The organism is Streptomyces sp. BBFR25, from assembly GCF_044590125.1.
Lineage (GTDB): Bacteria > Actinomycetota > Actinomycetes > Streptomycetales > Streptomycetaceae > Streptomyces > Streptomyces canus_D.
The window spans coordinates 3,486,714-3,512,854 of record NZ_CP172447.1; the positions used below are offsets into that span (position 1 = coordinate 3,486,714).

Genomic DNA, 26,141 nt, shown 5'->3' on the forward strand with positions numbered 1-26,141 from the left:
CTCTCGCCCACTCCCCCGCTTCGCCCAAGGACCTCACTCGTGGCAGGACGTTTCGCTCCCCGCACCCCGCGCGGCGCCGTGCGCGGCGGGATACCCCGGCAGGCGCTCGCGCCGGGCCGGGTACGGGTGTGGGTGCCGGACGGGCCGCTGGACCTGGGGCTGGTGCTCGGTCCGCTGCGGCGCGGGCCGGGCGATCCGACGTTCCGGACGATGCCGGACGGGTCGGTGTGGCGGGCCAGCCGGACGCCCGCCGGGCCGGGCACGCTGCGGGTCACCGCGCGCGGCGGTGAGCTGCGGGGCGAGGCCTGGGGGCCGGGGGCCGAGTGGCTGCTGGAGCAGCTGCCGCGGATGCTGGGCGCCGAGGACGACCCGGCGGCGTTCGTGCCGCGGCACCGGCTGCTGGCGTTCACGGCGCACCGGCGTCCTGGTCTGCGGCTGGCGCGGACCGGGCTGGTGCTGGAGTCGTTGATCCCGTCGGTGCTGGAGCAGAAGGTCACGACGCTGGAGGCGTACCAGGCGTGGCGGCTGCTGGTACGGAAGTTCGGGGAGCCGGCGCCGGGGCCCGCGCCCGGGCGGATGTGTGTGATGCCGTCGGCACGGACGTGGGCGCTGATCCCGTCCTGGGAGTGGCACCTGGCCGGGGTGGACGACAAGCGAGCGTCGACGATCCTGCGGGTCGTGCGGGTCGCCGCGCGGCTGGAGGAGGCGGCGGGGATGGAGCCGGCGGCCGCGCAGGAGCGGCTGGAGCTGGTCTCCGGGATCGGGCCGTGGACGTCGGCGGAGACCGTGCAGCGCAGTCATGGGGCGCCGGATGCGGTGACGGTGGGCGATCTGCATCTGCCGGGGATCGTGGGGTTCGCGCTGGGTGGGGACCGGTACGCGGACGATGCGGAGATGCTGCGGTTGCTCGAGCCGTATGCGGGGCAGCGGCATCGGGCGGCTCGGTTGGTGCTGTTGAGTGGGCGGGTGCCGGGGAGGCGGGCGCCTCGGATGGCTCCGCGGGGGATTGAGCGGCTGTAGGTGGTCCGGCGTTTTCTGGCGCCCGGGGTGCGTGCGGGCGGCGGGTGGGGACGCGGCCCGGCGTGGCGGGGTGCCGCTGCGCCCACCCGTGGCGCCCCAGCGGCACGACTGCCCGCAGCTGGGGGGCGGCGGCTAGGACGCGTCCGGGGAGAAGCGTAGGGACGCCGGGGGGATGTGGGCGTTGCACCAGATTCGGGCGCCGGAGCGGAGTTCGTTGTCGGCGCCGATGACCGCGCCGTCGCCGATGACCGTGTCGGCGAGGACCGAGCGGGTGCCGACGCGGGCGCGGGTGCCGATGAGGGAGTCGGTGATGACCGCCCCCGGCTCGATGACGGCGCCCGGCAGGATCGTGCTGCCGAAGACGCGCGCACCCTCCGCCACGAAGGCGCCCTCGCCGACCACCGTGCCGCCGGTCAGCTTGGCGTCGGGGGCGACCCGTGCCGTGGGCAGGACGAGGCGGTCGCCGCAGCGGCCCGGTACGGCCGGGGACGGGGCGCGGCCCAGGACCAGGTCGGCCGAGCCGCGGACGAAGGCCGCCGGGGTGCCGAGGTCCAGCCAGTACGTGGAGTCGACCATGCCCTGGAGGTGCGCGCCGGTGGCCAGCAGCTCGGGGAAGGTCTCGCGTTCGACCGAGACGGGACGCCCCGCCGGGATCGTGTCGATGACGGAGCGGCGGAAGACGTACGCCCCCGCGTTGATCTGGTCGGTGACGATCTCCTCGGGGGTCTGGGGTTTCTCCAGGAAGGCGAGCACCCTGCCCGTGTCGTCCGTGGGGACCAGGCCGTACGCCCTCGGGTCGGTCACCTGCGTCAGGTGCAGGGAGACGTCCGCGCCCGACGTCTCGTGGGTGCGGACCAGCGCGCCGATGTCCAGGCCCGTCAGGATGTCGCCGTTGAAGATCAGCACCGGCTCCTCGGGGCCCGAGTGCAGCCGGGACGCCACGTTGCGGATGGCGCCGCCGGTGCCGAGCGGCTCCTCCTCCGTGACGTATTCGAGGTGGAGACCGAGGGCCGAGCCGTCGCCGAAGTACGGCTCGAAGACCTCGGCCAGGTAGCTCGTCGCGAGCACGATGTGGTCGACGCCGGCCGCCTTGGCCCGCGCCAGCTGATGCGTGAGGAACGGCACTCCGGCAGCCCGGACCATGGGCTTGGGCGTGTTCACCGTGAGCGGGCGCAGCCGCGTGCCCTTGCCGCCGACCAGGAGGATCGCTTCTGTCACCTGTCGTCTCTGCTTCCTGCCGGGACCGGCCGAACTGTCTTTCGGCGGGCCAGTGTATGCAAACCGTTCCCGCGCTCAGCGGCCCTGGTACTTCGCCGCCTTCGAACGGGCCGTGCCGAGCTTGGCGTAGAGCTTCTTGCCGGGGCAGTTGGTGGCGAAGCCGTCACGGTGACCGGAGATGACGTTCAGTCGTACTTTCTTGCCCTTTCGGTACAGGTTGCCACCCCCGGACTTCAGGTAAGTCTTCCCGCGCGGATTCATGCCGTACAGGCCGACCTTCCACGCGGTGAGCCGGGCGATCGCCTTCAGCGCGGCCGGCGACGGCTTCTTCGAGCTGTAGGTGCCGAGCACGGCGATTCCCATGCTGTTGGAGTTGAAGCCGAGGGTGTGGGCGCCCAGCACCGGCTTGGACACTCCTCCGGCCCGGCCCTCGTAGATGTGTCCGCACTTGTCGACGAGGAAGTTGTAGCCGAGATCACGCCAGCCCATGCTGTTGACGTGGTAGCGGTAGATGCTGCGGACGACCGACGGTGCCTGTGAGCAGCGGTAGTTGTTGCCGGTGGCCGAGTGGTGCACGAAGGCCGTCTTGACCTGCTTCGTGTACACGAACCCCTGGTCGCGCAGCTTCTCGTCGGCGCCCCAGCCGCGGCGCGTGGTGATGCTCGGGCGGGGGCCGACGTGCGGCTTCGCCTTCTTCCGCGCGGGGAGCACAGAGGGTTCCGTCCGGGTCCGGACGCGGTTCGCCGGCGGCGCGGCGCTCTCGCCGGGGTCGACGAGTTCGAGGCGCAGGCCGGTGGGGAGCGGCGAGGCGGATCTGGCGGTGCCTGGCGGGTTCTCGGCCCGTACCCGCACCTCGACGCCGTCGGACTCGCCCACCCACAGGGGTGCGGTGGCGCCGCGGGCCCGGCCCGAGGTGCTCTCGGGGGTGCCCGGGTCGGCGGCGTGCTCGGCGTTGTGGGTCTCCAGCCGCTGCCAGCCGGTCCAGGTGCCGGTGGCGGCGGTTCGGGTACGGACCTCGACGCGGCCGTGGAGTTCGGTGGCGGGGCTGTCCCAGACGACGCCGACGAGCGAGAAGCGCCGTACCTCCCGTCGGTGCAGGCCCTGTTGGGCCGCATCGGGTGCGGCACGGTCGCGGGCGAGGGGGGCGAGGGGCAGCGACTGGGTGCCGCCGGGGGCGTACGCCTCGGCGCGTGCGGCCGGGCTCGTCGCGGGTGGGGCCGAGGAGGTGGCGGATGCCGCGGGCGGGGCGAGCGGGAGGGCCAGGGCCGCCGCGCACGTGACGCCGGTCGAGGAAGCTAGGAATCCACGCATGCCCCTGATCCTGGACACGGTCTGACAAATATGTCCATTTGGGATCTGACGGGCCGTAGGGTGCTTTGGTCCGAACCGGTGGTGGTGCGGTACGCCGTCCGCTCGGTGCCCGTTGCCCGGCCCGCGTACGCTTGCGCGGGTGAACGCGACCGACCGCACCCCTGCCGACCTGCTGAGTTCCGCGCTCGCCGCGGACCCGGGACGCCCCCTGGTGACCTTCTACGACGACGCCACGGGCGAACGCGTCGAACTGTCCGTGGCCACCTTCGCCAATTGGGTGGCCAAGACCGCGAACCTGCTCCAGGACGAACTGTCCGTCGAGCCCGGCGACCGGGTGGCGCTGCTGCTGCCCGCCCACTGGCAGACGGCGGTGTGGCTGCTGGCGTGCGCGTCGGTGGGTGTCGTCGCCGACGTGGCGGGCGATCCGGGGGCGGCGGACGTGGTGGTGAGCGGGCCCGAGCCTGCGTCGCTGGAGGCGGCGCGGGCGTGCTCGGGGGCGCGGATCGCGCTGGCGTTGCGGCCGCTGGGGGGCCGGTTCGCACCGGCGCCGCCGGAGGGCTTCGCCGACTACGCGGTGGAGGTGCCGGGGCAGGGGGACCGGTTCGTGCCGTACGTGCCGGTGGACCCGGAGGCACCGGCGCTGATCGTGGCCGGGCGGGAGTTCAGCGGGGCGGAGGTCGTGGAGCGGGCGCGGGCGGAGGCGTCGGGGCTGGGGCTCACGGGGCCGGGGGCGCGGATCCTGTCGGGGCTGCCGTACGACACGTGGGAGGGGTTGAGCGCGGGGTTGTACGGGCCGCTGGCGAGTGGGGGGTCGGTGGTGTTGTGCCGGCATCTGGAGCTGGCGGGGGCGGGTGTGGTGGATCAGCGGATCGAGGCGGAGCGGGTGTCGGCGACGGCGCGGTGAGGTTTTTCGGGGGGGTGGGCCGGGGGTGAGGTGAGGCCGGTGCGTCGGTGGACCGGCGTTGGGCCGTGCCCGGCGTGGGTGTGGGCCGGGGTGGGGTTCGTGGACCGGCGCTCACCCGTGCTCGGCGTCGGTGTCGGCGCGGGGTGGGTGCGCGGCCCGGCGCTGACGGGGTGCCGCCTGCGCCCACCCGTGCCGCCCTGGGGGTACCTCCCAGGCCGTTCAGGCACTGGGGGAGGCACGAATGCCCGCCGCTCGGCACAGCTTGGCGCAGCCCCGGGGTGGCCCCGGAAGGGTGCTGACCCGTTCGGGCTAGTTGCGTTCTGTCTTCCGTGCTTCCCCGGGGCATGGTCGTAGCAGCGTGCGGGTGTGGACGGAGGCAGGCGTGGGTGATGACGCGGGCACTGCGGCCTCCCGCGGGGACCCGGGGCACGGGGCGTCCGCGAGCGGGGCCGGGCTGAAGCGGCGGCGGCGCAGGCGGCGGCTGGGGATCGCCGGGGTCGTGGTGGTCGCGCTGGCCGGGGGTGCGGTGGGCGTCGGGTGGGCGGTGTACGCCAAGCTGAGCGGCAACATCACGGCGGACGAGGCGGCCGCGGCCGAACTCGCCCGGTACGAGAAGGAGCGGCCCACCTCGCTGGTGCGCGGCGCGCAGAACGTACTGCTGATCGGGTCGGACTCGCGGGCCGGGGACGGCAACGCGCGCTACGGACGGGACTCCGGGACCGAGCGGTCGGACACCACGATCCTGCTGCACCTGGCAGCGGGCCGGGACAGCGTCACCGCCGTCTCCCTCCCCCGCGACCTGATGGTGGACGTCCCCGGCTGTCACCGCCCGGACGGGTCCCGCACCGAACCGGCGCTCCAGCAGTTCAACTACGCCTTCGCGGCGGGTGGTTCGGCCTGCTCCATCCGTACGGTGGAGAAGCTGACCGGCATCCGCGTCGACCACCACGTGGTCGTCGACTTCAAGGGCTTCAAGGAGATGGTCGACGCGCTCGACGGCGTCGAGGTGTGCCTGCGCAAGCCGGTCGACGACAAGGACGCCAAGCTGAAGCTGCCCGCGGGCCGGGTGACGCTCGACGGGGAGCAGGCGCTCGGGTACGTCCGGGCCCGCAAGTCGCTCGGCGACGGCAGCGACACCGACCGGATGGACCGGCAGCAGCGCTTTCTGGGCGCGCTCGTGAACAAGGTGCAGAGCAATGACGTGCTGCTGAATCCGGTGAAGCTGTATCCCGTTCTGGACGCCGCCACGTCGTCGCTCACCACGGACCCCGACCTGGCGAATCTGCGCGGTTTGTACGACCTTGTGCGCGGGCTGCGCGGGATTCCCACCGAACGCGTGCAATTCCTGACCGTCCCGCGGGAGTCGTACACGGGCGACGCCAATCGGGACCAGCTCGTGCAGCCCGCCGCCGAGAAGCTGTTCACCCGCCTGCGGACGGACGAGCCGGTGACGATCACCGCTTCCCGGCAGGACTCGACGGGCGGTACGGCGAATTCCGGTGAACCCGGTGACGCCGATTCCCCGGCCCCGACGTTCAGCGGGAACACCGCCGACGAGAACATCTGCGAGTAAAGCGCGCTCCAAGAAGGGGCAACCCGGAGTGCAAGGCGGCATGCCCGTGCGGACAATTGTCCGATAAATGCGCCGTATTGCCCAGTTGTAAAGGTCGTGGAATGCGTCACTGCCGTCGCCCCGCGCCCGGCGGGACGGTTAATGTGAGCGATCCGGTGTGCCCGGCCGCGGAGTTCTGCCCTGGCCACGCACTGAACTGACGTGAGCGAGACCGGGCGCCCGGAGGGGAGGGCGCCGCGTGGCCCCGACGGAGGATTCGGACAACCGTGGACGCGCAAGGCCGTGGGCGGGCGGAGGACGTCGACCCCGCAGACCAGTGGGTACTCAATCCGGACACCGGCGACTACGAACTGCGACTGCCCCCTTCCGCACCGCAGTCGCCGATCCCGGGCCCCCGCCGGGCCTCACCGGCACCGGCCGCCCCGGAGGTCCCCGCGCCCCGCAGGCGCCGTGCGACACCGGAGGAGCCGCCGCCGGGACGGCGCGGCCGCCGGCGGCCGGCGAAGAAGAAGTCGAGGGGCAAGAAGATCCTGCTGTGGACCGGCGGCACGATGGCGTTCGTCATCCTCGCCGCCGGTACCGGCGGATACCTCTATCTGCAGCACCTCAACGACAACATCGAGTCCCTCCCCGACGACGGCGCGAGCACCGGTGGGTTCCAGAAGGACCAGGCCATCAACATCCTGCTGATCGGCACCGACAAACGCACCGGCTCCGGCAACGACGGCTACGGCGACAAGGGGAGCGCAGGGCACGCCGACACCACGATCCTGCTGCACGTCTCCAAGGACCGCTCCAACGCCACCGCCCTCAGCATCCCCCGCGACCTGATCGTCGACGTCCCCGACTGCCCGACCGCCCAGGAGGACGGGAGCACCAAGGTCATCCCGGGCTCCACCGGAGTCCGCTTCAACACCAGCCTCGGCCAGAGCGGCCGTACGCCCAGCTGCACCATGCGGACCGTCACCGAGCTGACCGGCGTCAAGCCCGACAACTTCATGGTGGCCGACTTCAACGCGGTCAAGACCCTGACCTCGGCGGTCGGCGGCGTCGAGGTCTGTCTGGCGAAGGACATCAACGACCCGGACTCGCACCTGAACCTGCCCGCGGGCAAGCACACCGTCGAGGGCGAGGAGGCCCTCGCCTTCGTCCGCACCCGGCACTCGGTCGGCTTCGGCGGCGACCTGAGCCGCATCGAGATCCAGCAGCAGTTCCTCAGCTCGCTGATGCGCAAGCTGAAGTCCAACGACACGCTCACCAGCCCGACGAAGATGGTGAAGCTGGCCGAGGCGGGCACCGAGGCACTGACCGTCGACGCCAAGCTGGACAGCATCGGCAAGCTGAAGGATCTCGGTCTGGAACTGGGCAAGCTCAACACCAAGAACCTGACCTTCGCCACCGTGCCGGTGAAGGACAACCCGGCCGAGAAGACCCCGGTGACCGTCGTCCTCAAGGACGGGCCCGCCCAGCAGGTCTTCGACATGGTCAAGAACGACGTCTCCTTCACCGAGGTCAAGAAGAAGGAGAAGCAGAAGCAGAAGAAGGAGGACGCCGCGGTCGCCGCCCGGCTCAAGGGCGAGAAGTCCGAGCCCGGCGAGGTCCGCGTCCGGGTCATGAACGGCGGCGCCCCCACCGGCAGCGCCCAGGAGGAACTCGCCTACCTCCAGACCCAGGCGGGCGTCTCCAAGTCCGAGAACGCGGGCAACGCACCCGCCGACCTCGCCAAGACCACCCTGGAGTACGCCCCCGACCAGGCCGACCAGGCCCGCGCCCTCGCCGAGATCCTCGGCCTGTCCGGCGCCGCCATGAAACCCGGCGAGAGCGTCACCAACTCCCAGGGCCTGCCCACCATGACCCTCACCCTCGGCAAGGACTTCAAGGGCGCCGGGGTCAAGCTCGACGCCACCTCCGCGAAGGCACCGGAGGACCTCCAGAAGTCCACGGCCGACAAGGTCGAGTGCGCGAAGTGACCTGAGGGGCCTCAAACCCGTCTGACAGTACGGCAGTCCATCGGTCGACCGGTCAAAACCGCGAACAAACCGACGGGCGTCGTACAGCCAACGTGCGGCTTCGTACGTCCAACTGTGCGAACAGGTCGCGTGCGGGGACACGTTCGCGGGTCCGAGGGTGGGAGAGGCATGACGCAGAGCAGTGTGCGCGGGGAGGGAACGCGACCCGACCCGGTCCGGCACGCCCGCGGCAGGCGATCCGGACGCGGCGGCCGCGAGGAGGACGGCGCGGGCACGGGCGGGCAGGGCGGCTCGGGCGGCCACGGCGGCAACGGCGGCAACGGCCGCTCCGGGCGGCGGCGCGCCGGGGGGCGGCGGCACCGGGCGCTGCGATGGTCCGCGACGACCCTCGCGGTGCTGATACTCGGCACGGCCGGCGCCGGATATCTCTATTACCAGCACCTGAACGGCAACATCGACAAGGGCGAGCGCAGCAGCGGCGACTCCAAGGCGCACAAGGCCGAGCCGAACGCGGCCGGACAGACGCCCCTGAACATTCTGCTGCTCGGCTCCGACAGCCGCGCCTCCGACGCCAACGTGGCGCTGGGCGGCGGCAAGAACCACCGCGACAACCCGCCGCTGGCCGACGTGCAGATGCTGATCCACCTGGCCGCCGACCGCAAGAGCGCCGCGGTGGTGAGCATCCCCCGGGACACCCGCGTCGACATCCCGGCCTGCCAGGACCCCGACACCGGGGAGAAATTCCCGGCGACCAACGCCATCATCAACACGTCGCTCGCCCGCGGCGGCGCCGGCTGCTCCCTGGCCGTCTGGGAGAACCTCACCGGGGTCTACATCGACCACTGGATGACCATCGACTTCGCGGGCGTGGTCTCGATGGCGGACGCCGTCGGCGGGGTCGAGGTCTGCGTGAACCAGAACGTGTGGGACCGCCCGCTGCCCGGCGTACCCGGCGGCTCCGGCCTGAAGATGACCGCCGGCCGGAAGAAGGTCCAGGGCGAGCAGGCGCTGCAGTGGCTGCGCACCCGGCACGCCTGGGGCAGCGACCCGCTGCGGGCCCGGGCCCAGCACATGTACATGAACTCGATGATCCGCACGCTGAAGAGCCAGAACGTCTTCACGGACGCCGGAAAGCTGATGAACCTGGCCGAGGCCGCCACGAAGTCGCTGACGGTCTCCGAGGAGATCGGCACCGTCAAAAAGCTGTACGACCTCGGCACGCAGCTCAAGACGGTGCCCACGGACCGCATCACCATGACGACGATCCCCACCGTCGAGGACCCCGAGGACAAGAACCACCTGCTGCCCGCCGCCGACGCCGACAAGATGTGGGCGATGCTCCGCGACGACGTGTCCTTCGACGACAAGGGCACGAAGGAGAAGAAGGGCGCGGGCAAGGGCGACGGCAAGGACGCCGCCAAAGACGGCGCCACCGGGCAGGACGGCGCCGGGCAGCCCTCCGACGAGCCCGCCGCGGACTCCGAGATCGGCGTCCTGGTCCAGAACGCCACCCGCTCGGCCACCCTCGGCCCGGTCACCGGCCGGGCCGGTGCGATCGCCGGGGCGCTGGCGGAGAAGGGTTTCGCCAAGGCGTCGAAGGACACCTCGGCGGCGCTCTCCGAGGAGCGGACCGTGGTGCGCTACCCGAGCGAGGAGTTGGCGGGCGACGCACGGCGGGTGGCCGAGGCGATGGGGATCCCCGCGGACGCGGTGCGCAAGTCCGCGGACGTGTCCGGGATCACGCTCGTCGTGGGAGCTGACTGGCGCGACGGCACGTCCTACCCGAAGCAGAAGACGCCCGAAGCCGGAGACCTGCCGGAGACGAGCGACGCCATCAACGGCTCGGACACCAGCAAGTGCATGGACGTCTACCGGCCGTATCGATGGTAGGAGTTCACGAAAATAGGAGGGAATGCCCTGTTGTAGGGGTGACGATCGTGACACCAGTGTCGTTCGACGCCGAACCGGGCGGATAGTGTGAGCGCTCCAGTGCCCCCTGCCGCGAGGTCCGCCCTGGCGTCGTGCACTTGTTGACTCTTTACCGTGCGCCTTCAGGGGAAGGTGCCGCGTGGCCCCCGACGGAGGATTGGGAGACCGTGGACGCGCAAGGACGTGGGCGGGCAGACGACGTGGATCCCGCAGACCAGTGGGTGCTGAATCCGCGGACCGGTGAATACGAACTGCGACTGTCCCCTTCCGCACCGGAGTCGTCCGTCCCGGGGCCCCGCACGGAGGGACCCCGCGCGGCGGGGCGCCGTACGACCGCTCCGGGCCGTGAGGTCCCGCCCCAGCGGCGGCGCCGTGCGGAGCCCGAGGCGCCGGTGCCCGGGCGGCGCGGACGCCGGCCGGAGAAGAAGAAGTCCCGGGGCAAGCGGGCCCTGCTGTGGACCGGCGGCAGTATGGCCTTCGTCGTCCTCGTGGCCGGTGTGGGCGGCTACGTCTACCTCAAGCACCTCGAGGGCAACGTCTCGACGACGGACGTCGGCACCGCCGGAAGCAGCAGCTTCAAGAAGGACGAGGCCTTCAACATCCTCATCATCGGCACCGACAAGCGCACCGGTGAGGGCAACGAGGGCTACGGCGACAAGGGCAGCGTCGGGCACGCGGACACCAACATCCTGCTGCATGTCTCCGAGGACCGCTCCAACGCCACCGCGCTCAGCATCCCGCGCGACCTGATCGTCGACATCCCCGACTGCGAGACCGTGCAGGAGGACGGGACGAAGAAGGTCATCCCCGGCACCTCCGGCGTCCGCTTCAACCAGAGCCTCGGCGACCACGGCCGGGACGCGGGCTGCACCATGCGCACGGTGGCGGAGGCGACCGGCATCAAGCCCCACCACTTCATGATGGCGGACTTCAACGCGGTCAAGACCCTGACCTCGGCGGTCGGCGGCGTCGACGTCTGCGTGGAGCACGCCGTGGACGACCCGAAGTCCCATCTCAAGCTGCCCGCGGGCGAGTCCACGGTCAAGGGCGAGCAGGCCCTCGCCTTCGTCCGCACCCGGCACGCCTTCGGCAACGAGGGCGACCTGGACCGCATCAAGGTGCAGCAGCAGTTCCTGGGCTCGCTCATGCGGAAGATGTCCTCCAGCGACACCCTCACCAGCCCCACCAAGCTGGTGAAGCTCGCCGAGGCCGCGACCGAGGCCCTCACCGTGGACAGCGCCATCGGCAAGGTGGGCACGCTCAAGGACATGGCCCTGGAGCTGAAGAAGGTGCCGCCGAAGAACATCACGTTCACCACGGTGCCGGTGATCGACAACCCGGCCGAGAAGGTCAAGGCGACGGTGGTCGTGAACGAGGCCAAGGGCCCCCAGGTCTTCGACATGATCAAGAACGACATCTCCTTCACCGAGGTCAAGCAGAAGGAGAAGAAGGAGAAGGCCGCGGTCGCCGCCCGGCTCAAGGGCGAGAAGTCTGAGCCCGGCGAGGTCCGCGTCCGGGTCATGAACGGCGGCGCCCCCACCGGCAGCGCCCAGGAGGAACTCGCCTACCTCCAGACCCAGGCGGGCGTCTCCAAGTCCGAGAACGCGGGCAACGCACCCGCCGACCTCGCCAAGACCACCCTGGAGTACGCCCCCGACCAGGCCGACCAGGCCCGCGCCCTCGCCGAGATCCTCGGCCTGTCCGGCGCCGCCATGAAACCCGGCGAGAGCGTCACCAACTCCCAGGGCCTGCCCACCATGACCCTCACCCTCGGCAAGGACTTCAAGGGCGCCGGGGTCAAGCTCGACGCCAAGTCCATCGAGACGCCGGACCTCGACAAGTCCACGGCCGACCAGAAGCAGTGCGCCAGTTGACCTGAGGGGCCTGTCGTACGTCTCACAGGACGGCGACGGGCCCACGCGGTGGCCCGGGGGCGGGGAGGGACGCGGAAGTGACGCGGAGCAGTGTGCAGGGGGAGGACACGGACGAGGGCGTAGCAGACGCCCCCGAACGTGAGGAGGCCGTCCGGGGGGACGGCGACAACGGTGTCGAGGACACCAGGAGCAACACCAAGGACGACAGCGGCAGCACCGAGGGCGAGCCCGAGGGCCCCCGTCCGCGGCGCCGCCGCCGGGTCCTGCGCTGGACCGCGGTGGTGCTCGCCGTGGTCCTGGCGGGCACGGCCGGGGCGGGTTACCTCTACTACGAGCACCTCAACGACAACATCAAGCAGGACGTCCTGAACCTGGGCGACAGCAAGGTCGCCGCCCCGAGGCCGAACGCGGCCGGGCAGACCCCGCTGAACATCCTCGTCATCGGCTCGGACGCCCGGGACAGCGAGGAGAACCAGCAACTGGGCGGCGCCCGCGAGACGTTCGGCTCCACGCCGCTGGCGGACGTGCAGATGCTGGTGCACCTGTCCGCGGACCGCAGCAACATGTCGGTGGTCAGCATGCCGCGCGACACGCTGCTGGAGATACCCAAGTGCACCGACCCGGACGACGGCGAGGTCTACCCGGCGAGCGAGGGCCGGGTGATGACCAACCAGAGCCTCGGTCACGGCGGTCCCGGCTGCACGGTGGCCACCTGGCAGGAGCTGACCGGCATCCACATCGACCACTTCGTCATGGTCGACTTCGCGGGTGTGGTCTCGATGGCCGACGCCGTCGGCGGCGTCCCGGTCTGCGTGGACGCCAACATCCACTCGCGCGACGCCGGGGGCCACGGCTCCGGTCTGAAACTGGCCAAGGGCACGCACCCGGTCAAGGGCGAGCAGGCCCTGCAGTGGCTGCGCACCCGGTACGGCTTCGAGGACGGCAGCGACCTCGCGCGGGCCAAGGCGCAGCACATGTACCTGAACTCGATGGTGCGGGTGCTGCGCGAGAACGCGACGCTGAGCAGCCCGAACAAGCTGCGCAGGCTCGCCGAGGAGGCCACCGCCGCGCTCACCGTCGACCCGGGCCTGGACTCGGTCAAGAAGCTGTACGACCTCAGCAACGAGCTGCGCGAGGTGAAGCCCGAGCGCATCACCATGACCACGATGCCCAACCGGTACGTGGGCGCCCGCGTCGAACCGACCGAGGACGCGGAGCAGCTGTTCCGGCTGGTGCGCGAGGACATCGCGCTGGACGGCAAGGACGCGAAGAAGAAGCCCGACGCGGAGCCGGGGCCCCCGGCCGACCCGGCCGCGTCCGACGACGAGATCGCGGTGCAGGTCCGCAACGGCACCCGCACGGACGACTTGGGCACGGCCCCCGGACGCGCGAACACGGTCACCGGGCTCCTGGTGGACCGCGGTTTCACGAAGGCCGTCGCGGACCCGTCGGTGCTGCCCAGCGAGGACCGTACGGTGGTGCGCTACCCGAGCGCCGACCTGGAGGGCGACGCCCGGCGCGTCGCCAAGTCCCTGGGCATTCCGGCGAGTTCGGTGAAGCGGTCGACGGACGTCTCCGGCGTCACGCTCGTCGTGGGCGCCGACTGGCGCGAGGGCACGGCGTACAAGGCACCGGAGAGCGACGACAGCACGCCCGAGTCGGCCGAGGCCCTCAACGGCGCGGACGACAGCGCCTGCATGCACGTGAACCCGGCGTTCACCTGGTCCTGACGGACGAGGTCACCGAGCGGCGGCGGCGTCCGTGGCGTCCGTCTCCGGCTGGACCGCCGGGCGCCGCGAGGCGATGACCTTCCTGGCCAGCGACTTGGGGCTGGTCAGGAAGCCCCAGCCCCAGGACATGTGCACGGTCGCCAGCGCCACCGGGATCCGCGCCCGCGCCTTCAGACCGAGCCCCTTCCCGGCGGGCAGCGAACCGGCCACGATCGCCGCGAGGTAGCCGCCGGGCACGACGAAGCCCCACGGGGTCAGCACCGCGCCCACCACGACCCCGGCCGCGAGGGCGCACACGGCGGTCGGCGGGGCGAGGTAGCGCAGGTTGATGGAGCCGGAGTGGTAGCGGGCGACGACGTGCCGCCAGCGGCCGTAGTCCTTGTACTGCTTGGCCAGCGCCCGCACCGACGGCCGGGGGCGGTAGGACACCTTCAGCTCGGGCGAGAACCAGATCAGGCCGCCGGCCTCGCGGATACGGAAGTTCAGCTCCCAGTCCTGGGCGCGGATGAACTCCTCGTTGTACCCGCCCTGCCGCTCCAGCGCCTCGCGGCGGAACACGCCGAGGTAGACGGTCTCGGCGGGCGCGGCCTCGCCGCCCGTGTGGAACGCGGCGTTGCCCACGCCGATCTTCGACGTCATCGCGGCGGCGACGGCGTCCTCCCAGGCGTTCTCGCCCTCGGCGTGCATGATGCCGCCGACGTTCTGCGCGCCGGTCTCCTCGAGGAGCCGTACGGCCGTGGCGATGTAGTTCGGGGAGAGCATGCCGTGGCCGTCGACGCGGACGACGACCGGGTGGCGGGAGGCCTTGATCGCGGCGTTCAGTGCGGCGGGGGTGCGGCCGGTGGGGTTCGGCACGGTGTGGACGCGGGGGTCCTCGGCGACGAGTTCGGCGGCGATCTCCTCGGTGCGGTCCGTGGAGGGACCGACGGCGATCACGACCTCCATCTCGCCGGCGTACTCCTGGGCGAGGATGGCGCGGACGGCGCCGCGCAGATGCCGCTCCTCGTTGAGGACGGGCATGATCACGGAAACGGCGGGCGGCCGCACGTCGGACTTGGCGTTCATCGGTGCTCACGTTACCGCGATCGGGGGACACGGGTGCGCGCCGCAGGGGTCGCAGCCCGGGCAGCAGATCGTATGGGCCTACGGTGCTCAGGAATCCCACCCGGCCTCACGGTCCACGCCCAGGGCCCGTCCCCGCGGAGGTGTCCCCTTGCCCACGCCGCCCCGCTCGTCCCGGGTCCCGGCCTCGACCACCCGGGGCGGACCTCCGCCGCAGCGCGGCGGCCCGCGCCCGCCCCGGCGTCCGCCCGGGCCCCCCGTACGGCGCAAGAGGCCGCGCTGGGCCGTGCGGGCGGTGACCGCGCTGTCGGTGGTGGTGCTCGCCTCGGCCGGGATCGGGCACGCGGTGCTCTCCGGTCTGGACTCGGACATCTCGCGGTTCGACGCGTTCAAGGACATGAAGAACCGGCCGCGGGCGGGCGACGGCATGAACGTCCTGATGGTCGGCACCGACGGCCGGGACGAGATCACCGAGGAGGAGCGCCGCAAGTACAGGCTGGGCGGCGCCCCCTGCCACTGCACCGACACGATCATGATCGTGCACATCTCGGAGGACCGGGAGCGCGCGAGCGTGGTCAGCCTGCCGCGCGACTCGTACGCCGTCACGCCGGGCCACACCGACCGCACCACCGGCGAGCACCACGAGGGGCACCCGCTCAAGCTGAACGCGGCCTATGCCGAGGGCGGCCCGCAGCTGACGATCCGCACCGTGGAGAACATGACGCGCGTGAAGATCGACCACTATCTGGAGGTCGACTTCACCAGCTTCATGAAGACGGTGGACGTGCTCGGCGGGGTGAAGATCTGCACGGTCCAGCCGCTCAAGGACAGCTACACCGGGCTCGACCTGCCGGCCGGCACCCACACGCTGATGGGCGGGCAGGCGCTGCAGTACGTGCGGGCCCGCCACCTCGACGGCGCCTCGGACCTGAGCCGGATGAAGCGCCAGCAGCGCTTCCTGGCCGCCCTGATCGACCGGGCCACCTCCTCGGGGATCCTGCTGAACCCGCTGAAGTTCCGTGACGTCACCCGGGCCGTGCTCGGCTCGGTCCGGGCCGACCAGGGCTTCGGCACCGACGAGCTGCTGACGCTCGGGCGGGCGATGCGGAACTTCTCGCCATCGTCCTCCGAGTTCACCACCGTGCCGATCGGGCGGATGGGCTACGCCGTCAAGGGCGTCGGTTCGACCCTGAAGTGGGACCCGGCGAAGTCCGAGCGGCTCTTCGACGCCCTGCGCGAGGACAAGCCGCTGGCCGCGCCGAAACCGAAGCCGAAGGGTCCGCCGCCGGTGCGGGTCCCGGTGGACCCGAAGCAGATCCGCGTCCGGGTGGAGAACGGCACCCGCACCCCCGGGCTCGGCAAGCGGGTGGACGACGCGCTGGCCGCGACCGGGTTCCGCACCACCAAGGCGCCGAGGAACGCCAAGGACCGGGCGGTCGAGCGGACCGTCGTCGCCTACGACCCGCGCTGGGACCAGTCGGCGAAGTCGCTGGCCGCCGCCCTGCCCGGCAGCGAGCTGAAGCCGGTCAAGGGGCAGGGGGCGACGCTGAAGGTGATCGCGGGCGCCGACTTCAAGAACGTGGCGAAGGTACGGCCGGCCGACCCGCCGCAGGAGTCGGGCACCGTGGTGCGCGGCGACGAGGTGGTCTGCGGCAAGGAGTGAGGCGCGCCGGGCCCACCGGCGCGCGCCCGCTCAGTTGCCGGAGACGGTGACCTTCTCGTCGTTCTTCAGTTCCTCGACGAGCTTCTTCACCTTCGCGTCGTCCCACTTGAGGTTGCCGCCGACGCTGCCCGAGACGGGCATGTTCATCGAGGTGCCGTCGCCGCCGCTGACGCTCTTCATCGCCCAGAACATGCTCGCCAGGTCGAACAGGCCCATGTCCTTGTCGACGATCAGGGAGTCCAGACCGGCGCCCATGGTCGGGTACAGCTTGAACGGGTTGAGGACCGTCGACGGGGTGGCCACCTGGCTCGCCAGCGCCGACAGGAACTTCTGCTGGTTCTTGGTGCGGTCCAGGTCGGAGCCGGCCAGCGCGTACCGGGTGCGGACGAAGGCGAGGGCCTCCTCGCCGTTCAGCGTCTGCTTGCCCTTCTGGAAGTCGGCGCCGGACTTCTTGTCCTTGATGTCCTGCGGGATGTCCATCTCGACGCCGCCGACCGCGTCCACGATGTTCGCGAAGCCGGCGAAGCCGATCTCCACGTAGTGGTCCAGGCGCAGCCCGGTGTTGTGCTCGACGGTGCGCACCAGCAGCTCGGGGCCGTCCTCGGCGTAGGCGGCGTTCAGCTTGGTGTGCCGGCCGGTGCCCGGGTACTTCTTGCCGGACTCGGAGCCGACGAAGCTCGGGATCTCCACGTCCGAGTCACGGGGCAGGGAGATCAGCGTCGACCCGTTGTCCCCGGTGTGCAGGATCATCATGGAGTCGGTGCGCTTGCCCTCGGCGGAGCCGGTGTGCAGGTCCTTCTTCTGCTCGTCGGTCATGCCCTCGCGGCTGTCGGACCCGACGATCAGGTAGTTGGTGCCCTCGCCAGCCTCGGGCCGCTCGATGACCTTGGACAGGTCGACCTCGCGGTTGAGCTTGGAGTCGGCCCAGAAGTAGGTGCCGACGGTGGTGACGACCAGCGCGGTCACCACCGTGATCGCGGTCCACTTGATGCGGCGGCGCCAGTCCGGCGCGGGCCGGTCCCGGACCTGGCGGCCGGGGCCCTGGCCGCCGCCACCGCCGCCGTAGACCTGGCCGGTGTTGTAGCCGCTGTCGTACCCGTCGCCGCCGTACCCCTGGCCGTCGGTGTACGACGGCTGCTGGGGCACCCCGGCGCCGTACGGCGGGGCCGACGGGCCCGGGCCGGGCGGCGGCGTCGCGCCACGGCGGACCTGACGCATCACACGTGCGCTCTCGGGCCGTGCGCTCGCGCTGCCGCGTCCGTATCCGCTGCCGCGGTTGTCACCGGACCATCCCTCGGGCCAATCATTCATGCGCCCAGTGTGCCGGGCCGCCCTGTGGGGGTTACAAGGTATGTCGGAAAATCAGGGCAGTGCTGTTGCGAACCCGACACAAAAACACGCCGGTGTAGCCCCGGCATAAGGTGGAGGGCATGACAGACCAGGCAGAACAGGCCTCGGCCGCGCCCTCGGCGGCCCCGGAGATCCCGGGCAAGCCGACCTCGGCCTCCCGCACCACTCTCAGTCACATCATGACGCACAGCGACACCAACCTTCTGGGCACGGTGCACGGCGGTGTGATCATGAAGCTCGTGGACGACGCGGCGGGCGCCGTGGCCGGACGGCACTCCGGCGGGCCCGCCGTCACCGCGTCCATGGACGAGATGGCGTTTCTCGAACCGGTCCGCGTCGGCGACCTCGTCCATGTGAAGGCTCAGGTCAACTGGACCGGCCGGAGTTCCATGGAGGTGGGTGTCCGAGTGCTGGCCGAGCGCTGGAACGAGTCCGCCCCGGCCACCCAGGTCGGCTCGGCCTATCTGGTCTTCGCCGCCGTGGACGCCGACGGCAAGCCCCGCACGGTCCCGCCGGTCCTCCCCGAGACCGAGAAGGACAAGCGCCGCTACCAGGAGGCCCAGATCCGCCGCACCCACCGCCTGGCCCGCCGCCGCGCGATCATGGAGCTGCGCGAGCGACGGGGGGCGGAGGGGTACGAGGACTGACCGGTCGGAGCCGGCCCGACCAAGGCCCGCCGAATACCTCGGAATGCAAGATTCCGACCAACTCGGGGGCCGCCTGCGACACCTTGAGGCCGCGATTGGAATCGAACCAATGTAAGCCGCTTTGCAGGCGGCTCCCTATCCACTCGGGCACACGGCCGAAGGGACGAAAAGCTCCCTCGGGTGACGCCGTCGATACCGCGTCACGGCAGTGAAGTTACAGCGAGAGCGCGCCATTCCGTCAACCGCTGTCCGCATGCTGAAACATTACGGCAGTATGAACAGGCCAACTCTCGCCCGCCTGTCCTGTTCCCGTTCACTCTTCTTGCGCGCCGGTAGTCGATGCCGTACATCTTGTGTCCGTCCGACCCGGCCGCGCCGGAAATGAAGCAGCGTCGCTTCGCGGAAATCGCTAATTCCGTTTGGCTTCACGACTGAAGCCCACCCTCCCTGGCGCCGGCACCTCGAAGAGCCGTCTCACAGTAAAAGCACAAGTAGGGGAGTTGTGTCTTGACAGCACTGTCCGAGTCATGGCTGAGCGGGATCGACCTCAGGCTCATAGCCGACCAGGTGGGTACGCCGACCTTCGTGTACAGCGAGGCCCAGTTACGTAAGAATTTGAATCGCGTACGAAAGGCCGCGGTGGACGTGGGCCTCGGGGAACGCGTCGAATTCTACATTCCGTTTTTCCCGAACTCGAACCCGCACCACCTCTCACCGATCAAGGACATGGACGGCTTCGGCGTCCTGGTCCAGTTGCCGAGCGAGTACCGGATCCTGCGCGCCCACGGGTTCGACAACTTCATCGTGTCCCCCGGGCACGTCTCCGACGAAGAGATCAGCTTCTGGGACGGCACACGATGTCCCACCTTCCTCGCCAGCCTGGACGAGGTGGCCCACTCCCTCGCCACGCGCGCCCCGTCCATCAGCGTCCGCGTGGACTCGCTCGACTCGGGCAAGCCCGGCGTCAAGTACGGGGAACTCCCTCAACTGACGGCGCTGCTGCAGCAGCACGGCAGGGACCTGGACTGCGTCGAGGTCTACTGCGGCAGCGGCAACTCGCTCGACGACATGGTCCGCACCGTCGAGGAGATGTTCGAGGTCTTCCAGAAGCACTTCCCCACCGCCCGGGGCATCAACTTCGCCGGCGGACACGGCTTCGACTACGACGCCCACGCGGAGGCGGACAAGCACTTCGACTGGCCCCGCTACTTCCGCCGGCTCGCCGACGCCGCCGAGCGCATGGCCATCCCCGAGGACGTGAAGTTCCTCTTCGAGCCCGCTCGCGACGTCCTCGCGGACACGGGCGCGCTGCTGATGTCGGTGGAGCGTTCCGTCATCACCACGCCGGTCTCCTCCATCGTGGTCACCGACGGCAGCCGGATGCTCATGCCCTCGGCCCAGCTGCGGAACCGCGGGCACAACACCGCTTTCCTGGACCGGGACATGCGGGAGATCGTCGAAGAGCGGGGAATCAGCGCCGCCGTCCGGGGCCGCACCATTTTGCGCAACGACTACCTGCTGCCGGGAGAAATTCACGTTCCCGACGGTGTCGACGCGACAAGTTACATGGTGGTGCTCGACACCGGAGCCTACTGCGCCACCCAGCACATGGAATTCCTGAACGTACCGCCGGCCGCCGAGGTCCTCGTGAACAGCGACGGAACCATGGACCTGATCACAGCGGCCGGCGATGAACTCGACAAGTGGCGCAATCTCCTCGCCGAGAAACAGCCGGTCAAGAGCTGACGAAGCATCGGTTCGCACCCGTATTCTCGGCCCTACAGGAGATCTCCATGACGTCGTCGCACGACGGCCTGCCGGAAACAGCCCAAGGCCCCGCCGCCGAAAACGAGCCCTTCGACCTCTTCGAGCGCTGGTACGGCGAAGCGGAATCCAGCGAACTGAACGACCCCAACGCGATGGCCATCGCCACCGCGGACGCCCATGGTCTTCCCGACGTGCGCATGGTGCTGCTCAAGCACCGGGACGCCCGCGGATTCGTGTTCTTCACCAACACCGAATCGGCCAAGGGCCGCGAGATCGCGGAGAACGGTCAGGCGTCCGGCGTGCTGCACTGGAAGAGCCTGCGCCGCCAGGTGCGCTTTCGCGGACCGGTGGAGATGGTGACCGCGCAGGAGTCCGACGCGTACTTCACCTCCCGTGCCCGGGACAGCCGTATCGGCGCCTGGGCGAGTCGCCAGTCCACCGCGCTGCCCGCCCGCAAGGTGCTGGAGGACGCCGTCCAGGCGGAGACCGCGCGCTTCGAGGGCCGGGAGGTCCCCCGCCCTCCGCACTGGGCGGGGTACCGCATCAGGCCGATCTACCTGGAGTTCTGGTCCGATCGACCGTTTCGGCTCCACGACCGCCTCGTTTTCACCAGGATGACTCCCCGAGGCGCCTGGGAGCACGGGCGCCTGTACCCGTAACGGCTGCTCCGGAAGGTTCACCAGAATGTATTTCACCCACGCCGACGAGATCTGGGCCACGCATCCGAGCCTGCGGGCGCTGACCCTCACGGCAGGCGGCCTCACCTCGGCCACGACCGACGAGGTGCGGCTGACCGGCCTGGCCGAACGCATCGACCGACGCCAGAGCGAGCAGGCCGAGGCCCAGATGCCGGAGATCGCGGCGTGGCGTGAGGCATTCGCCCGCATGGGGCTCAAGCCCACCCAGTACCGGTGCGCCTCGGAGGCGCTGCTGCGCCGGTACCGCAAGGACAAGAGCCTCCCCAGCTTCCATCCGCTGGTCGACTACCTGAACCACGTCTCGATGGCGTATGCCATCCCGATCGCGGTGTTCGACGTCGCACACGTCGACTCCGGGATCACCGTGCGCCCCGCCACCGGCACGGAAAGCTACGAGACCTTCCAGGGCGACATCGAGAACCCCGCCCCGGGGGAGGTCGTCTTCGGCGACCCCGCCGGGCACGCGCACTCGCGTCGCTGGACCTTCCGGCAGTCGGCCCGTTCGGCCATCTCCAAGTCGAGCGAGTCCGCCCTGATCGTCGCGGAGGCCCACCACGCCTCGGCGGCCGAGGACCTGACGGCGATGGAAGCGGAGCTGAAGACGGGGCTGGCCGCGCTCGGGGTCACCCTGGGCAGCTCGGCTCTCCTCTCGGAGAGTCACCGCTTGTTTGAGTTCTGACCCATGTGCTGCCCCGCCGGGCGGGGCAGCACACCGGACGAGGGGAACCGCGTGAGCACCTCTGACCACTCCGGCATAGCCGACGGTCTCACCCGCGTACGCGAGCGGATCGCGGCCGCGGCCGCGAGGGCCGGACGGGATCCCGGGGACGTACGGCTGATCGCCGCCTGCAAGACCTTCGACGCGGACACCGTGAGAGCGGCCGTCGGCTGTGAGCAGCTGGCGTTCGGCGAGAACTACGTGCAGGAGGCGAAGGCCAAGTGGCCGGCCCTCAAGGAGGAGCACCCGGAGACCGAACTGCACCTGATCGGGCCGCTGCAGTCCAACAAGGCACGTGAGGCCGTCGCCCTGTTCGACGTCATCCAGTCCCTGGACCGGCACTCCCTCGCCAAGGCGCTCGCCCGCCAGTGCGAGAACCAGGAGCGGTGGCCGAAGATTTTCGTGCAGGTGAACACGGGGGCCGAACGGCAGAAGTCCGGCGTCCTCCCGGAGCAGGCCGACGACTTGCTCGCGGCCTGCCGCAACCTCTACGCACTGCACGTCGTCGGCCTCATGTGCATCCCCCCGGCGGGACAGCCTCCCGAGCCGCACTTCGACCTGCTCGCCAAGATCGCCGCACGGAACGCAATCCCCGAGCTGTCCATGGGGATGAGCAGCGACTACGCCCTGGCCGTCGAGCACGGCGCGACCAGTGTCCGGGTGGGGTCCGCGATCTTCGGGAACCGGTCCTATCCGGCTCCCGGCCAGTGACACGGCACGGCATGTATCGCGGTCATGACGAAGGGAACCCCGCCTTGTCCCGCCCGTCCCGTTTCGACATACTTTTCGAGCCGCTCCGGATAGGCCCGGTCACCACGAAGAACCGCTTCTACCAAGTGCCCCACTGCAACGGCATGGGCCGCGCCTATCCCTCACCCATGGCCGCCATGCGCGGCATCAAGGCGGAGGGCGGCTGGGGGGTGGTGTGCACCGAGCAGTGCGACATCCACTACTCGGGTCAGCACCAACGTGAGCTGCGGCTCTGGGACGCCCAGGACATTCCGACGGTGGCCCGGGCCAGTGAACTGATCCACGAGCATGGCGCCCTGGCCGGCATCGAACTGGCCCACAACGGCGGACACGTGGCCAACCTGGAATCCCGCGCGGTGCCGATCGCTCCCAGCGTCGAGGCCACCCGCAGTCTGTTTCCCGGTAGCGCCCGCGCCATGGACAAGGGCGACATCAGGGCCTTTCGCCGCTGGCACCGCGAAGCCGCGCTCAACGCCAGGCGCGCGGGCTTCGACATCGTCTACGTCTACGCCGGACACAGCATGACCCTGCCCGTCAACTTCCTGTCCCCCACCAGGAACAAGCGCACCGACGAGTACGGGGGCAGTCTGGAGAACCGCGCCCGGTTGCTGCGCGAGCTGATCGAGGACACGAAGGAGGCCGTCGGCGACACCTGCGCGGTGGCGGTCCGCTTCTGCATCGACGAGATGGCGGGACCGCGCGGACTGACCGCGGACGGTGAGGGGATCGAGGTCGTCGGGCTCCTCGGTGAACTTCCCGACCTCTGGGACATCAACATCGCCAACATGGCCCACGACGGCGCGACGGCCCGGTTCGAGCAGGAGGGCTGGCAGGAGAAGTACGTCAAGCGCGTCAAGCAGGCCACCACGAAACCCGTGGTGGGCGTGGGTCGCTTCACCTCGCCCGACACCATGGTGTCCATGCTCCGGTCCGGCACCCTGGACCTGATCGGGGCGGCCCGCCCTTCCATCGCCGACCCCTTCCTTCCCCGGAAGATCGAGCAGGGCCGCTTCGACGACATCCGCGAGTGCATCGGCTGCAACGTCTGTCTGGCCTTCGACTCCCTCGGCGCTCCCCTGCGCTGCACCCAGAACCCCACCATGGGAGAGGAGTGGCGCCGCGGCTGGCATCCGGAGACCATCCCGCCCAAGGACACCGACGACACGGTTCTCGTCGTCGGCGGCGGTCCCGCCGGGCTGGAGGCCGCTCGTGGCCTGGGCCAGCGTGGCTACGAGGTGATCCTCTGCGAGGAGCGCCGCGAACTCGGCGGGCGGGTCACGCGTGAGGCCCGGCTGCCCGGCCTCGGGACCTACGGCCGGGTGCGGGACTGGCGCCTCGAACAGCTCAGACGGATGAAGAACGTACAGCTCCTGCCCGCCAGCCGGGTCACGGCGGACCTGGTCCTGGAAGCCGGGTGCTCCCTCGTCGCCGTCGCCACCGGCGCGACCTGGCGGGGCGACGGCGTCGGGCGATACCACTCCGAGCCCGTGGCCGGTCTGGACGAAACCGAGGTGTTCACTCCGGACGACATCATGGACGGCAGGCTCCCCCGGGGACGGGTCGTGGTCTACGACGACGACCACTACTACATGGCCGGCGTGATCGCGGAGCAGCTCACCGCCGCGGGTTGCGAGGTGACCTTCGTGACCCCGGAGCCGACGGTGTCGGCGTTCACCCAGTACACCGCCGAGCAGAAGCGCGTCCAGCGCCGCATCATCGAGCTGTGCTCCGCCGTCCACACGTCGACCACGCTCGCCCGGGCCGAGCGGGGCACCGCCCGCCTCGCCTGTACGTACACCGGAAGGGAGACCGTCGTACCGGCCGATGCGGTGGTGCTCGCCTCGAGCCAGGTCCCCCGCGACGAGCTGTACCGGGACCTCATGGAACTCGGTACGGACGTCCTCGCGGAGGCGGGCATCCGCCGGGTGGCGCGCGTGGGCGACGCCCTCGGCCCCGGGATCATCGCCGGTGCCGTGCACAGCGGGCACCTGTTCGCCCGCACCCTCGACACCGCACTGACGGACCAGGCCCCCTACCGGCGTGAGAACGTCACCCCAGCCGGGGACCTGCTCCTGCTCACGAACGGCGGCGTGTGATGAGACCGTTCAAGGAGCTCCTCGCCAAGACGGCCGACGGCCGTCCGCTGACGCGGCAGGAGGCCGCCGACGCCTTCACGGTCATGACGACCGGTGAGGCGACCCCCTCCCAGATAGGGGCCCTCCTCATGGCCCTGCGGGTACGGGGCGAGACCGTCGAGGAGATCACGGGCGCCGCGACGAGTCTGCGCCGCAGGATGCGTCCGGTGCGGGCGCCCGCGGGCGCGGTCGACATCGTCGGCACCGGGGGCGACGCCTCGGGGTCCTACAACATCTCCACGTGCGCCGCGCTGATCGTCGCCGGCGCGGGCGTTCCCGTCGCCAAGCACGGCAACCGTGCGCTGTCCTCGCGCTCGGGTGCGACCGACGTGCTCGGCGCGCTGGGTGTACGCACCGAGCTTTCGCCGGCCGACGTCGAGCACTGCCTGGCCGCCGCGGGCATCGGATTCATGCACGCCCCCAACCACCACCCCGCGCTCAGGCATGTCGCTCCGACCCGCGTCGAACTCGCCACGCGGACGGTCTTCAACATCCTCGGCCCGCTGCTCAACCCGGCCGGGGTGCGCCACCACCTGGTCGGCGTCTACTCCCGGCACTGGGTCGAGCCCCTGGCCCAGGTCCTGGGCGAGCTGGGCTCCACCCGCGCACTGGTGGTGCACGGATCGGACGGCCTCGACGAGGTCACCACCACCGGTGTCACCTACGTCGCCGAGCTGGCCGACGGCGCGGTGAAGACCTTCGAGATCGGGCCCACCGACCTGGGTCTGCGCCCCGCCCGCCCGGCGGACCTGCGCGGGGGGACTCCGAGCGAGAACGCCGAGGCCCTGAAGGCCGTCCTCGAGGGCGCGCGGGGGCCGTACCGGGACGTCGCGGTGGCGAACGCCGCCGTCGCCCTGGTCGCCGCCTCCCATGTCACCGACTTCGCACAGGCCGCCGCCGTCGCCGCCGAGTCCGTCGACTCGGGGCGGGCCCGGGCCTGTCTGTCCGCCCTGATCGAAGCCTCCCACGCCCACGTCACCGAGGACGTCTCATGAGTGATCTGCTGACCCGTATCACCGCCTACAAGCGCGAGGAGATCGCCGCGGCGCGGAAGGTCCGGCCGGAGTCGCTGCTGCGCGACCGGGCCGCCGCCGCGGCTCCTCCGCGGGGGTTCCTCGCGGCCATCGAACGCCGGCAGCGGCAGGGCGAGTACGCGCTGATCGCGGAAGTCAAGAAGAGGAGCCCGTCCAAGGGGCTCATCAGGGCGGACTTCGATCCGGCTGAGCTGGCCCGCGCCTATGAGGCCGGGGGCGCCACGTGCCTGTCCGTGCTGACCGACTCCCCTTCGTTCGACGGCAGCCTGGACCACGTGACCGCCGTGCTGGCGGCGGTCGGGCTGCCCGTGCTCCGCAAGGACTTCATGCTCGACCCCTACCAGGTCGTCGAGGCGCGGGCCTGGGGCGCCGACGCGATCCTGCTGATGCTGTCCACCGTGGACGACGACACCGCCGCGGCTGTCGAGGACACCGCGCGGGAGTTCGGGATGGACGTCCTGATCGAGGTGCACGACAGCACGGAACTGGAGCGTGCCGCCCGGCTGCGGTCCACGCTGATCGGCATCAACAACCGGGACCTCAAGACGATGGTGACCAGCCTGTCGACGGCGGAGCGCCTCGCCCCCCAGGTCCCCGAGGGCAAGGTCGTCGTGGCCGAGAGCGGGCTGCGGAGCCCGATGGATCTCAAGCGCATGGCGGCGGTCGGTGTCACGGCGTTCCTGGTCGGCGAAAGTCTGGCCGGTGTTCCTGATGTCGAGCCCGCCACGAGAGCGCTGCTGGCACAGTAGTTCCGTCCATCACGCAGCCGGAGTGACCGCCAGGGAGTG

The 26,141-nt window shown here is 70.7% G+C and carries 20 protein-coding genes and 1 tRNA gene; 16 read left to right on the forward strand and 5 right to left on the reverse strand.

Going from position 1 to position 26,141, the window contains the following annotated elements; all coding sequences use genetic code 11:
- Positions 1–39 precede the first annotated feature (39 nt).
- A complete protein-coding gene (locus tag ACGH52_RS15750) occupies positions 40–1,020 on the forward strand; it encodes a DNA-3-methyladenine glycosylase (protein ID WP_076974715.1) in 981 nt (326 codons plus the stop codon).
- Positions 1,021–1,152: 132 nt separating this feature from the next.
- Here ACGH52_RS15750 and ACGH52_RS15755 read toward each other — a convergent pair whose 3' ends face one another.
- Entirely contained in the window at positions 1,153–2,238 is a 1,086-nt protein-coding gene (locus ACGH52_RS15755) for an NDP-sugar synthase (protein ID WP_121700563.1), read from the reverse strand.
- Positions 2,239–2,313: 75 nt separating this feature from the next.
- Complete coding sequence (locus ACGH52_RS15760; RefSeq protein WP_399939966.1) at positions 2,314–3,549, reverse strand: peptidoglycan recognition protein; 1,236 nt, start codon at positions 3,547–3,549, stop codon at positions 2,314–2,316.
- A 139-nt stretch (positions 3,550–3,688) separates the two neighbouring features.
- On the opposite strand from ACGH52_RS15760, the gene ACGH52_RS15765 reads away from it, so the two are divergent.
- The 6 genes from ACGH52_RS15765 to ACGH52_RS15790 all read left to right on the forward strand — a co-directional run bounded on the left by ACGH52_RS15765 (position 3,689) and on the right by ACGH52_RS15790 (position 13,529).
- Positions 3,689–4,453: a TIGR03089 family protein gene (locus ACGH52_RS15765; RefSeq protein ID WP_059302046.1), complete on the forward strand. Its 765-nt coding sequence runs from the start codon at positions 3,689–3,691 to the stop codon at positions 4,451–4,453.
- Positions 4,454–4,835: 382 nt separating this feature from the next.
- Entirely contained in the window at positions 4,836–6,026 is a 1,191-nt protein-coding gene (locus ACGH52_RS15770; RefSeq protein ID WP_399939970.1) for an LCP family protein, read from the forward strand.
- 266 nt (positions 6,027–6,292) lie between these two features.
- Positions 6,293–7,996, forward strand: coding sequence for an LCP family protein (locus ACGH52_RS15775; protein WP_399939973.1), 1,704 nt, complete (start codon positions 6,293–6,295; stop codon positions 7,994–7,996).
- Between the two features lie 168 nt (positions 7,997–8,164).
- On the forward strand, positions 8,165–9,886 hold the full coding sequence (locus tag ACGH52_RS15780) for an LCP family protein (RefSeq protein WP_193777682.1): 1,722 nt from the start codon (positions 8,165–8,167) through the stop codon (positions 9,884–9,886).
- 206 nt (positions 9,887–10,092) lie between these two features.
- Positions 10,093–11,799 carry an LCP family protein gene (locus ACGH52_RS15785; protein WP_399939977.1) on the forward strand — a complete coding sequence of 569 codons (1,707 nt, stop codon included), beginning with the start codon at positions 10,093–10,095 and terminating at the stop codon, positions 11,797–11,799.
- 77 nt (positions 11,800–11,876) lie between these two features.
- Positions 11,877–13,529, forward strand: a complete 1,653-nt coding sequence (locus tag ACGH52_RS15790; protein WP_210977592.1) for an LCP family protein — start codon at positions 11,877–11,879, stop codon at positions 13,527–13,529.
- 9 nt (positions 13,530–13,538) lie between these two features.
- On the opposite strand, the gene ACGH52_RS15795 is transcribed toward ACGH52_RS15790, so the two are convergent.
- Positions 13,539–14,594: a glycosyltransferase family 2 protein gene (locus ACGH52_RS15795; protein WP_399939980.1), complete on the reverse strand. Its 1,056-nt coding sequence runs from the start codon at positions 14,592–14,594 to the stop codon at positions 13,539–13,541.
- Positions 14,595–14,877: 283 nt separating this feature from the next.
- Between ACGH52_RS15795 and ACGH52_RS15800 the strand changes: the two genes are divergently transcribed.
- The gene (locus ACGH52_RS15800; protein WP_399946766.1) at positions 14,878–16,254 is read left to right on the forward strand and encodes an LCP family protein; all 1,377 of its coding nucleotides are present in this window, start codon (positions 14,878–14,880) and stop codon (positions 16,252–16,254) included.
- A gap of 30 nt (positions 16,255–16,284) precedes the next feature.
- Here the strand turns inward: ACGH52_RS15800 and ACGH52_RS15805 are convergent, their stop codons facing one another.
- Positions 16,285–17,565, reverse strand: a complete 1,281-nt coding sequence (locus tag ACGH52_RS15805; RefSeq protein ID WP_171987218.1) for an LCP family protein — start codon at positions 17,563–17,565, stop codon at positions 16,285–16,287.
- A gap of 119 nt (positions 17,566–17,684) precedes the next feature.
- On the opposite strand from ACGH52_RS15805, the gene ACGH52_RS15810 reads away from it, so the two are divergent.
- Entirely contained in the window at positions 17,685–18,251 is a 567-nt protein-coding gene (locus tag ACGH52_RS15810) for an acyl-CoA thioesterase (protein WP_399939984.1), read from the forward strand.
- Positions 18,252–18,337: 86 nt separating this feature from the next.
- Here the strand turns inward: ACGH52_RS15810 and ACGH52_RS15815 are convergent.
- Positions 18,338–18,408, reverse strand: a tRNA-Cys gene (locus ACGH52_RS15815).
- 458 nt (positions 18,409–18,866) lie between these two features.
- Between ACGH52_RS15815 and ACGH52_RS15820 the strand changes: the two genes are divergently transcribed.
- From ACGH52_RS15820 to trpC, 7 genes are read left to right on the forward strand one after another with little or no spacing between them, the layout of a single operon-like run.
- Positions 18,867–19,997 carry a hypothetical protein gene (locus tag ACGH52_RS15820; protein WP_399939987.1) on the forward strand — a complete coding sequence of 377 codons (1,131 nt, stop codon included), beginning with the start codon at positions 18,867–18,869 and terminating at the stop codon, positions 19,995–19,997.
- Positions 19,998–20,044: 47 nt separating this feature from the next.
- Positions 20,045–20,677 (forward strand): pyridoxamine 5'-phosphate oxidase, encoded by a 633-nt coding sequence (pdxH, locus tag ACGH52_RS15825; protein ID WP_121702616.1) that lies wholly within the window; start codon positions 20,045–20,047, stop codon positions 20,675–20,677.
- Between the two features lie 25 nt (positions 20,678–20,702).
- A complete protein-coding gene (locus tag ACGH52_RS15830; RefSeq protein WP_210977593.1) occupies positions 20,703–21,395 on the forward strand; it encodes a B3/4 domain-containing protein in 693 nt (230 codons plus the stop codon).
- Positions 21,396–21,446: 51 nt separating this feature from the next.
- Entirely contained in the window at positions 21,447–22,145 is a 699-nt protein-coding gene (locus tag ACGH52_RS15835) for a YggS family pyridoxal phosphate-dependent enzyme (protein WP_202977687.1), read from the forward strand.
- Positions 22,146–22,189: 44 nt separating this feature from the next.
- Positions 22,190–24,280, forward strand: coding sequence for an FAD-dependent oxidoreductase (locus tag ACGH52_RS15840; protein ID WP_399939992.1), 2,091 nt, complete (start codon positions 22,190–22,192; stop codon positions 24,278–24,280).
- Positions 24,280–25,314 (forward strand): anthranilate phosphoribosyltransferase, encoded by a 1,035-nt coding sequence (gene trpD / locus ACGH52_RS15845; RefSeq protein ID WP_399939995.1) that lies wholly within the window; start codon positions 24,280–24,282, stop codon positions 25,312–25,314. Before ACGH52_RS15840 ends, trpD begins: the two co-directional genes overlap by 1 nt.
- On the forward strand, positions 25,311–26,102 hold the full coding sequence (gene trpC, locus ACGH52_RS15850) for an indole-3-glycerol phosphate synthase TrpC (RefSeq protein ID WP_121702620.1): 792 nt from the start codon (positions 25,311–25,313) through the stop codon (positions 26,100–26,102). Before trpD ends, trpC begins: the two co-directional genes overlap by 4 nt.
- The last annotated feature ends 39 nt before the right edge of the window (positions 26,103–26,141 follow it).